Annotated in this window: 2 protein-coding genes; both read left to right on the forward strand. The window is 55.7% G+C overall.

What is annotated here, in order from left to right; genetic code table 11:
• The first annotated feature begins 124 nt into the window (after nt 1-124).
• Nucleotides 125-1,231 (forward strand): TolB family protein, encoded by a 1,107-nt coding sequence (locus Q363_RS31295; protein WP_035358624.1) that lies wholly within the window; start codon nt 125-127, stop codon nt 1,229-1,231.
• Nucleotides 1,232-2,102: 871 nt separating this feature from the next.
• Nucleotides 2,103-2,495 carry a carboxypeptidase-like regulatory domain-containing protein gene (locus Q363_RS31300; RefSeq protein ID WP_035358625.1) on the forward strand — a complete coding sequence of 131 codons (393 nt, stop codon included), beginning with the start codon at nt 2,103-2,105 and terminating at the stop codon, nt 2,493-2,495.
• The last annotated feature ends 22 nt before the right edge of the window (nt 2,496-2,517 follow it).

Consider the following 2,517-nt stretch of genomic DNA (forward strand, 5'->3'; position numbering starts at 1 on the left):
CGAAGAAGCTCGAGCAGCTTGCCCGCAAACGGATGACGAGGGCGGATGATCGTCACTCGCTCGGGAAGGTCCTGACGATGGGTAGTGTGTCGTAATTTCCTTGGACACGAAAGAGCATCGCCTAGTGGTCAAGACTTTTGTGGGACCCGCCTACGAGAGTGGGGGAACCATCATTTACGTACGCGATGGAGCGATCGTAACGCAGCCCTTCGACGAACGAAAGCTCGTCGTCTTGGGCGAGCCCGTTGCTATGCCAGACCATGTTGCGGTCAGTACCACAAACAACACCGCACTCTTCAGTGTGTCTCCGGCAGGGAATCTGGTCTACTATCCGGCCCCTTCCGGGCCCTTTGCCCTGAGCTGGTATGACCGTGACGGAAGACGGGGCGATACGCTTGATACAGGACCCATCAGGGAGATCGCTCTGTCGCCGGATGGAACTCGAGTCGCAGAGAGTATCTACAACCCGAACGGTCTCAATCCAGACCTATGGAGCTACGACATGAGCCGGCACACAAAGACTCGGCTGACGTCGTCTTTGGAAGACGAAGGCCGTCCTGTATGGCAGCCCGATGGGCAGTTCGTGCTATTTGCGTCAGGATTCGGTGGAAGTCCGGATCATATCTATCGCACCAGGAGCGATGGCAGCGGGGGAATTGAGACCGTTCTCAGATCCGAAGGCGTAAATGAGGTGCCGGGATCGATCTGTCGTGATGGGCGGTACCTGGCTTACACGCGCTCTTCAAAGGATTCGCCACCCGCGGTCTGGATCCTCCCTCTCACCGGAGATCGCAAACCGTTCGCTCTGATCCAAACCCGAGTTAACTCTCCGGTCTTCTCTCCCGACTGCAAGTGGATCGCTTACGTGTCGGGTCAGAATAGAGGAGTACCTGACGTTTACCTCGCAAAATTCCCTGATGCGACTCATCAGCACCAGGTATCCACGCAAAGCGGTAACCTGCTGCGCTGGCGAGGAGACAGCAAAGAGCTCTTCTATTTTTCCCCTCCGCAAAACAGCATCATCGCCGTAAACGTGGAGGAAGAGGGCGGGGAAATCTCACTAGGAGCCCCACAGACGCTCTTTCCCTTGTCGTCCCCCTACGCATCCTTTCTCGGCTTTGACGTAACACCGGACGGAAAGCGCTTTCTGATCTCGACCGTGAATTTCCCGACGGCCAGTATCCCGTTAACGCTTGTTACGAACTGGGAAGCGGAGCTGAAGAAGAAATGAGGTCGCCAGCATCCACCGCACGGCGGGGACTTGGCCAGCAAGCAGTCCAGGTTTTGCGCGCCATTACGGCGGAAGACAACAACGGAATTGAGGCATGAAGCCGGAGATCGATGCGGGAAAGACCATGCATCTCCGAAATAAATAATGGGAAAAGCGTCGGGTACCGAACACACAAAATCCGCCGGGTGGCATTATATTTTCTGCACTCCAGGGCACAACGGAGTGGAACAATAATCGAACCGGCGCTGCATGCGCCTGGTTTTCGGCATAGCTTCGGATTCCACCGTGACCGAAGGCTTCATCGCGCAAGGCCCTGTCTGTACGGAAGGAGCACGTCATGAAGTTTCCTTATTGTCCGCACGTGCATAAACGCGGCCGCGAGTTGTTCGCGGCTTATTGCCGCAGCGGCGAAAAGCTGGGGGGGAAGGAGGTATCGGTCGGCCTGATGAAGTCACCCTCATCCATTAGGCGATGACGCAACACCGTAGCTCTTGTCCGATTTTGCTGCGAGATTGCGCGCTCCCTGGCAACCGCTCACATCGATACTGATGTATTGGGGAGCAACGGAACAGAAAGCTGGCTTAAGGATTCAGGCCACCTCGACCACCGATCGGACGGGCTCCGGAGCGGCCGTAACCGGGAGATGGCAACGATTCGCGACAGACTGGGCCACATGACCGCAACTCAAAGGTTGGGGTCGATCCAATACTTGCTTATCAGGGCTAATCGTCGCCCTGTTTGCTGGCCGTGGCTGAAGAGGAGCTCGACGGCGAGCCAAAGAGCACCGTCGGCAGCCCGGGGTTCAGATCGAACTTACCTATAGACCTTACCTATACCGTTTCCGGGGAAGACCTTATGTATTCATTATCCAATGAAGAAGTTTGGAAAGGCTCTGATTTGCCAGAGGACAACAGGGTTTGTGTTTCTGACTTGCATTTCTCTTCTCGCCGCCCAGCAACGATCGGCGATATCTGGGCATATCAATGACTCACAAGGTGCGGCCATCGCCAATGCTCGTGTGATTGTTCATTGGGATTCCAGCGGCAGCGCCGTTGGACTGAAAGACAACGTCGGTATCCGGCACGACGTGGTAGTTACGACAGACGCGAGTGGGAAATATTCGGTGGGCGTTCCGGCCGGGTTCTATGACGTTTTCGTCTCCGCGATCGCTTTTACTCCAACTGCCGCGAAGGTGCGTGTGAAGCAGGGTCAACAGACAGGATACAACTCGACACTCTCGCTAGCTAGCCCGAATAATTCTTGAAGGTTGAAGAAGCGAAAGCTCC

The sequence above is a fragment of the Edaphobacter aggregans DSM 19364 genome (assembly GCF_000745965.1).
Classification (GTDB): domain Bacteria; phylum Acidobacteriota; class Terriglobia; order Terriglobales; family Acidobacteriaceae; genus Edaphobacter; species Edaphobacter aggregans.

Bases quoted from the DNA above. Each gene is read 5' to 3' on its own strand.
- Q363_RS31300 (WP_035358625.1), top strand. From the start codon at position 2,103: ATGAAGAAGTTTGGAAAGGCTCTGATTTGCCAGAGGACAACAGGGTTT.